Source organism: Deinococcus sp. (genome assembly GCF_025362455.1).
Taxonomy (GTDB): Bacteria; Deinococcota; Deinococci; order Deinococcales; family Deinococcaceae; genus Deinococcus.
In genome coordinates this window covers 1-6,671 of the sequence record NZ_JANYGJ010000018.1, presented here as the reverse complement: position 1 = coordinate 6,671, position 6,671 = coordinate 1, and the positions used below count along the sequence as shown (strand labels likewise).

The 6,671-nt window shown below is 65.5% G+C and carries 8 protein-coding genes and 1 tRNA gene; 5 read left to right on the top strand and 4 right to left on the bottom strand.

Features of this window, described 5'->3' with window-relative positions; translation table 11 throughout:
* Window positions 1-224: DdrH (locus Q0R23_RS01330; protein ID WP_293909539.1), on the bottom strand; the 224-nt coding region annotated here is incomplete at its 3' end.
* A gap of 118 nt (window positions 225-342) precedes the next feature.
* Between Q0R23_RS01330 and Q0R23_RS01325 the strand changes: the two genes are divergently transcribed.
* Window positions 343-2,199 (top strand): menaquinone biosynthesis decarboxylase, encoded by a 1,857-nt coding sequence (locus Q0R23_RS01325; RefSeq protein WP_293909536.1) that lies wholly within the window; start codon window positions 343-345, stop codon window positions 2,197-2,199.
* 692 nt (window positions 2,200-2,891) lie between these two features.
* Here Q0R23_RS01325 and Q0R23_RS01320 read toward each other — a convergent pair.
* Complete coding sequence (locus Q0R23_RS01320) at window positions 2,892-3,155, bottom strand: hypothetical protein (RefSeq protein ID WP_293909533.1); 264 nt, start codon at window positions 3,153-3,155, stop codon at window positions 2,892-2,894.
* The gene (locus tag Q0R23_RS01315; RefSeq protein WP_293909531.1) at window positions 3,152-3,361 is read right to left on the bottom strand and encodes a hypothetical protein; all 210 of its coding nucleotides are present in this window, start codon (window positions 3,359-3,361) and stop codon (window positions 3,152-3,154) included. The genes Q0R23_RS01320 and Q0R23_RS01315 overlap by 4 nt, the downstream gene beginning before the upstream one ends.
* A gap of 388 nt (window positions 3,362-3,749) precedes the next feature.
* On the opposite strand from Q0R23_RS01315, the gene Q0R23_RS01310 reads away from it, so the two are divergent.
* On the top strand, window positions 3,750-4,862 hold the full coding sequence (locus tag Q0R23_RS01310; RefSeq protein ID WP_293909528.1) for a S1C family serine protease: 1,113 nt from the start codon (window positions 3,750-3,752) through the stop codon (window positions 4,860-4,862).
* Between the two features lie 2 nt (window positions 4,863-4,864).
* Here Q0R23_RS01310 and Q0R23_RS01305 read toward each other — a convergent pair whose 3' ends face one another.
* The gene (locus tag Q0R23_RS01305) at window positions 4,865-5,086 is read right to left on the bottom strand and encodes a hypothetical protein (protein ID WP_293909525.1); all 222 of its coding nucleotides are present in this window, start codon (window positions 5,084-5,086) and stop codon (window positions 4,865-4,867) included.
* 222 nt (window positions 5,087-5,308) lie between these two features.
* Here Q0R23_RS01305 and Q0R23_RS01300 point away from each other — a divergent pair, with 222 nt between their 5' ends.
* The 3 genes from Q0R23_RS01300 to Q0R23_RS01290 form a co-directional block, all read left to right on the top strand.
* Window positions 5,309-5,875: a 5-formyltetrahydrofolate cyclo-ligase gene (locus Q0R23_RS01300; RefSeq protein ID WP_293909523.1), complete on the top strand. Its 567-nt coding sequence runs from the start codon at window positions 5,309-5,311 to the stop codon at window positions 5,873-5,875.
* A 38-nt stretch (window positions 5,876-5,913) separates the two neighbouring features.
* Window positions 5,914-5,989: transfer RNA gene (locus Q0R23_RS01295), tRNA-Lys, on the top strand.
* A gap of 117 nt (window positions 5,990-6,106) precedes the next feature.
* Window positions 6,107-6,671, top strand: a 565-nt coding sequence (locus Q0R23_RS01290) for a hypothetical protein (RefSeq protein ID WP_293909521.1), incomplete at its 3' end; no start/stop codon positions are given.

Here is a 6,671-nt window from a genome sequence, read left to right as displayed (position 1 = left end):
TTCTTCGGCTGCGCCGCTCCATTCTGCTGCTGACCGGCGCCGTAGCCGACCTGGGCGCCGAGCTGCCAGGCCAGTTTGAGCATAAACAGAATGGCCTCGTCGTCCCCGCGTGCCATCAGGTCGCGCAGGTGCTCCGGCAGGCCGTCGGGCAGCGGCATGGCCTTGAGCTGCTCACCGTACTCGGCCCGCAGTCCCTCGAACAGTTCTACGTAAGGATTCGTCATGGCTAAATCTAACACAACAGCACTCAAGGAATGTAAGTGGGTCGCCCGGCTGACTGGTCGCTGACGCGTCTCTAAAGGTCAGGACAAACACCCAGCCAGGCTTCCGTACACTGCCTGCATGGCCTTCCCCGATCTGCGGTCCTTTATGGCGCTTCTCGAAGCACGCGGCGAACTCCTGCGGGTCAGCGTGCCGGTGCGCCGCGACCTCGAAATCACCGAAATCGCCGACCGCATCGTCAAGCAGGGCGGCCCCGCCGTCTTATTTGAACAGGTCGTGCAGGACGACGGCAGCGTCAGCCCCTTTCCGCTGGTGATCGGCCTGATGGGCACCCGCGAGCGCACCGCCCTGGCGCTGGGCGTCCCCGACCTAGACGAGCTGGCCCGGCGGGTCCGTGCCCTGATTGACCTCAAAGGCCAGGGCGGTGTGAAAGGCATGCTCTCCAACCTCCCCAAGCTGCGCGACGCGGCCCACCTGATTCCGCGCCGGGTCAAAACCGGGCCAGTTCAGGAAGTCGTCTGGCGCGGCGATGAGGTGGACCTGGACAAGCTGCCCGTCCTGAAATGCTGGCCGCTGGACGGTGGGCCGTATGTGACGCTGCCGCTGGTCATCACCAAAGACCCTGAAACCGGCGAGCGCAATATGGGCATGTACCGGATGCAGGTGATGGGCAAGAACGTCACCGGCATGCACTGGCAGCGCCACAAGACCGGCACCAGGCATCTGGAGAAAGCCAAGAAGCTCGGCCAGCGCCTGGAAGTCGCCGTCGCCCTGGGCGGCGACCCGGCGCTGATCTACGCCGCCACCGCGCCCCTGCCGCCGCTGCCTGGCTTAGATGAGTTCGCCCTGGCGGGCTACCTGCGCGGTCAGCGGTATCCGGTCACCAAGGGCGTCACCGTCGATCTGGACGTGCCCGCCAACGCCGAGTTCGTGCTCGAAGGCTACGTGGACCCCACCGAGGACTGGGTGATGGAGGGGCCGTTCGGCGACCACACCGGCTTCTATACGCTGCCGGACCTGTATCCGAAATTTCACGTCACGGCCATCACCATGCGGCGCGGCGCGGTGTATCCGGCGACCATCGTGGGCCGCCCGCCGATGGAGGACGCCTACCTGATCGAAGCCAGCGAGCGCCTGTTTTTGCCTGCCGCCCAACTGTTGCTGCCGGAAATCACCGATTACCACATGCCCCCGGCGGGCGTGGCGCACAACCTGGTCGTCGTCGCCATCAAGAAGACCTATCCCGGTCAGGCGTACAAGGTCGCCAACGGCCTGTTCGGTCTGGGTCAGATGATGTTCGCCAAAGTGATTGTCGTGGTCGATGACGATTTAACCGTTAACGACATGGAGGCCGTCTGGCAGCGCATGGCCCTGAACGCCGTGCCGGGCCGCGACAGTCTGGTGACACGCGGCCCCACCGACGCCCTCGACCATTCCAGCCGGGGCTGGAGCTTCGGCGGCAAACTGATCGTGGACGCCACCCGCAAGCTGCCCGAAGAGTTGGGCTCCGATCTGAGTTCCCGTGCTGGCCAGTCTGATGAAGCGGCAAGGGAGAGCGTGTTCGTTCCCCGTCCCACCACTGAGCTGCCGACTTTTGAAGGGGTGCATAACCAGGTGCAGACCCCGGAGGGCTACTGGCATGTCTCGCTCGACAAGACCCGGCCCCATCAGGGCAGCGAGCTGGCGGCGGCCTTTGCGGCCCATCCGGCGGCGGCGGGCGTGCGCCACCTGCTGATCGTGGACGCCCAGACCGACGTACACGACAGCAGTGACGTGTGGTGGACCATCCTCGGCAACATCGACCCGGAGCGCGATGTACACGTTCAGAATGGTCTACTGACCTGGGACGGTACGCCCAAGCTGCCTGAAGAGGGCTTCGTGCGCCCCTGGCCGCCCAAGATCACCATGACGCCCGAAGTGGTCCGGCGCGTGCAGGCGCTCTGGCACGTCTACGATCTGCCGGAGCGCTGGCGCTGACGCACTGTAGACCGTGATGCAAGGGTGTAACTCAGAAATGCGGAGCGGGAAAGGCCCGGTGGCGGAGCGCCGTAGACGGCAGGGGTCGAGAGACGGAGGCGGCGCGAGCACGCAGAGCCGCCATACCCGCCGCACCAGATCTAGACCAGTGTTGTCCAGCACGCTTTATGCGGTGACCGATGACACTTTTATTGGCCCCCCCGGTCTGGCCTGACCCAACCGAGCTGCTCCATGACGACATCGAGATAGCTCACGGCACGGAAGACGTCCAGTACGACGTGTGCCCCGATGAGTCGAAGGGTGAGGGCCACCCAGGTCGCACCATCTCCCAGACCCACCAGGGTGTCCGATGTTCGGACACCCGCTTCACGCAGCAGCCCCGCACAGGCCGGTTGAAACTCAGTAATGGGACGCACGTCGGCGTGCATGACCCGCCGCGTGGGGGCCTGCTCAGGATAGACGACCGCCGCTTTGACTTCGGTGCCCACATAGTGTCCCTGGTCAGGCTGTTCCAGGACGTAGCAGCCACCCTGCTGAACGACCATCACTCGTTTCGGCGTCCCACAAGGCGCCGCCAGCGGCTCGAAGGCCCGGTCACAGAGTTTGGTGTGGCGCTGCTGACGAACCGTGCTGCTCAGTCAAAACTACTCGCTCCGCTCGGTCATAAAAAGACCCTTTTTATGACATCTGCTCTAGGTGCTCAGCAAGCGGTCGAGTTCGGCGCGGCTGACCTGAAATCCCGCTTTGTGACACAACGGTTGCGCCACACCTGGCGGTAGTTGTGTGCCCATATCGAGCAGGAAATCGAGTGCTTCGGGGAGCCAGCCACTCTGATCCATTTCAGGGTCCAGGCCGCAGGTTCGGTATTCGCCAGTCTGTCGATGCTGGCGCTGAATAATCGGCACCGGCAACAGGCCCCACCGAGCGCGGACACCGCGCATCCGCCGCGACTTCACCTGCCAGTCTGGATGTCTTTTTTTTTGCCCTCAGCGGCGTCGATTAATTGCTGCGCCACCGCCCGCAGGTACTCTGGTTCCAACTTTGTCAATGCCCGCTCAATCGCCACCGGTCCTGCGTCGGCGGGAAGACCGCGTTGCAGTGCTTCGGTCAGCGCTTCTGTACTGGCCCGGATACCCGACTGGCCCGGAGACCCGCCGCCCATGTTTAGTCGCTCATATGTCAGTATCCCGCATTTCTGAGTACACCCGCACGGTGCTCCCAATCTCAGTGCGCAATGTTAACCTCGGCGCCGTTAACCTCAGCGCCGCCGGTGATCCCCGGAAGGCTGACCGTCAGGCTGGTGTCTGTGCCGGTGTCTGCGCTGGTGTCTGCGCTGGGGTCCTGTGCGGCATGCTCTGGCGCCCTGACGGCGCAGGCAGCCGGGTGAGTGCCGCCGGTCTGCTGCGGCGTACCCGCACCCAGGTCCACAGGCTGCCGGAGATGTGCCCAGCTTGTATAACTGTCAGAGGTGTTCCTGAACTTTGACGGCTCAGGGCGCAGAGTAGAGCATGTCGCTCAAATTGCCTGGCCGTCCGGTCCCCCTCGGCGTCGTGATTCTATCCCTCGGCCTCGCCGTGGTGGCCGCTCAGGCCAGTGCCCAGGGCGCCCCTAATACCGCCGCTGCCGCCGCGCCCAAACCCCTGAGCGCCGCCGAGCAGAGAAGTCTCAATAGCATCTTCAGCAAGACCCGCCCCGGCAGCCTGCGCATCGAGCAGTGCCCGCTGACCGGTAGTTGTGAGGAGCCCGACGGCCTGGGCACCGGTTTCGTGATTCAGTCGGACGCCAGCGGCACCCTGGCGCTGACCGCCTACCACGTGATTTTCGGCGCCCGCAAGCTCGAAGCGGTGACCCTCAATAAAACCCGCTATCCCATCACGGTCATCGGCTACGACGACGGCCACGATGTGGCGCTGCTGAAAATCAACGTGCCGTCCGGGCGGACCCTGGCGGCCCTGCCACTGGCCTCCGAGGCGCCCAAGGTGGGCCAGAGTGCGCTGGCCATCGGCAACGGCAACGGCGACTTTCTGGTATCCAAGTCCGGCAGGTTGCTGGCGCTGAACGTGGCGGCGGACCTGGCCAGCTTTCCTTCAGGCACCTTGCAGCTCAACGCCCCGCTGATTCCCGGCGATTCGGGTGGCCCGATCCTGAACGCCCAGGGCGAGGTGATGGGCGTCATCAGCTACATCAGCGCCCGCCGCACGCCGTTCGGTATCGCCACCGACGCCTCGTATGCCGTGCCGGTCACCAAAAGCAGCCCGCTGCTGACGGAGCTGCGCGGCGGCCTCAAGCGCGACGCGCCGATTATGGGTCTGAGCGGTGGCCCCGCCCTGCCGGAAACGCTGTTCGCTCAGCTCGGCCTGGGCAAGCTCTCCGGCGCGGTATTCACCGAGGTGACCAGGGGCAGCCCGGCGGACCTGGCCGGTCTGCGGCCCCTCAAGTTCATCGACAACGACCCCAACGGTGTGCCCACCCAGGCCAGCGGCGACGTGATTACCGCCATCAACGGCCTGCGCATTCTCAATTTCACCGAGCTGCTCAGTGCCGTGCGCTCCAAACAGGTCGGCGTGACCATCAAGCTCAGCGTGGTGCGCGACGGCAAAGCCATTCCCGACATCAGCCTGAAGCTCGCACCCCGCACCATCACCGCCGAAACCGGGCGCTGAATTCAGGCGTCTGGTTCATTCCAGTCCAACGGGTACAGCTCAGGCAGCCCCAGCCCGGCCAGCCCCAGCCCGGCCAGCACGCGCTCCCGGCTCCAGCCGATGTGGGTTTCGAGTTGCTCCAGTGCGGCCCTGAACACCGCCTCTTCGGCGCCCGGCTCGCCCGGACTGTGACGCCGGAGCGTTTGCCACAGCCCGTTGCGGCGTTCCAGCCAGGCACGGTCCATGCCGCACACTCTAGAGCAGATGTCATAAAAAGACCCTTTTTATGACCGAGCGGAGCGAGTAGTTTTGACTGAGCAGGACGCAGAATGGAGGCGCGGGGAGGCTGTTTTCCCCGCGCCTCCATTCTCCGTCCTGCTCTAATGCTTGGCTGCTAGCCTGGGCGGGTGCCTGAGCCTTCATTGTCTGCGCCCCCATTGTCTGCGCCTTCATCGTCTGCGCCCCCATTGGCAGCCAGCAAAACGCAGTGGCGGCGCTGGGCGCGGACCCTGCCGCCCGCCACCGCTCAGGATTCGGCGCTCATCAGCGCCTACCTGCTGGAGTTCCTGCGTACCCAGGGGGCGCAGGTCGTGCTGGCGTACCGCGCCCTGCCCGGCGAGGTGGATGTCTCGTCGCTGGCGCCGCATTTTGCCCTGTCAGCACTGACCCTGCTGACGCCGCGTGCTCATTTCAGCCCAGGCCAGTCCAGTGCGCCGCGCCTGAGCCTGCACGCCTGGGACAGCGCCACCGAACTCAGCCGCTTCGGTGCCCTGGAGCCGCCCCTGGGCACCCCGGAGGTGGACCCGGCCCGCGTGGATACGGTGCTGCTGCCGGGCCTGGCCTTTGACCGAGCGGGCGTGAGATTGGGCTACGGCGGCGGCTTTTACGACCGGCTGCTGGCGGGCTGGGCGGCGCGGCGGGTGGGGGTGTCGACTCAGGCCCGGCTGGTGGCGGCCCTGCCGCGTGAGGCGCACGATCAGGCGGCCCGGTGGCTCGCCAGCGAGGACGGCGTGGAGCGTGTGCGCCAGGCTTGACAGCTCCGGGGCGAGTGCCTATACTCCCCTTCGCTGACGGGTCGTTAGCTCAATTGGTAGAGCAGCTGACTCTTAATCAGCGGGTTGTAGGTTCAAGTCCCACACGACCCACCAGAGGTAAACCTCGTCTCAGGGCGGGGTTTTCTACTTGTTCTGTTCCAGGTCCGCTCCGTTGCGGCTGCGCATCTGGTAAAGGCTGCCAGGCGGCCTGACCCGCTGTAGCATCACCGCATGTCGCGCCCTGAGTCGGAAGCTGCACCTCCCCTGGCACCGCTGGCCTGGCCGCTGTGGCGCCGCTGGCTGCTGAACTTCGGCACGGTGTATCTGGGGCTGTATTTTCTGCTCATTGGACAGACGCTGTTGCCGGTGCCGTCAGACTGGCGCTTCGCGGTGGCGCACTGGTTCAGCCGGGTCTGGTCGGGCGCGGCGCTGCTCCCCACCGGGCTGAGCGGCAGCGGCGATACGGCGCAGGACTGGCTGCTGCTGCTGCTGGGGACACTGCTATCACTGCTGCTGGCGACGCTGTGGACCGTCAGTCAGCGGTGGAAACCTGGGCCGTCACCTCGTGCCCTGTCGGCGCTCTCGATTGGCCTGCGGGCCGCCCTGGTGATCTGGCTGCTCGCTTACGGCAGCGCCAAATTCAACTTCGCCCAGTTCGGACTGCTCGCGCCGGGGCAGATGAACGTCACCTACGGCGATTCGAGCCCGATGGGACTGTTGTGGCGTTTCATGGCCCTGAGTCCCGGTTATCAGTACCTGGCGGGCGTGGCCGAGACGTTGCCCGCCCTGCTGCTGC

Bases quoted from the DNA above. Each gene is read 5' to 3' on its own strand.
- Q0R23_RS01315 (WP_293909531.1), bottom strand. From the start codon at position 3,361: ATGGGCGGCGGGTCTCCGGGCCAGTCGGGTATCCGGGCCAGTACAGAA.
- Q0R23_RS01325 (WP_293909536.1), top strand. From the start codon at position 343: ATGGCCTTCCCCGATCTGCGGTCCTTTATGGCGCTTCTCGAAGCACGC.
- Q0R23_RS01305 (WP_293909525.1), bottom strand. From the start codon at position 5,086: ATGGACCGTGCCTGGCTGGAACGCCGCAACGGGCTGTGGCAAACGCTC.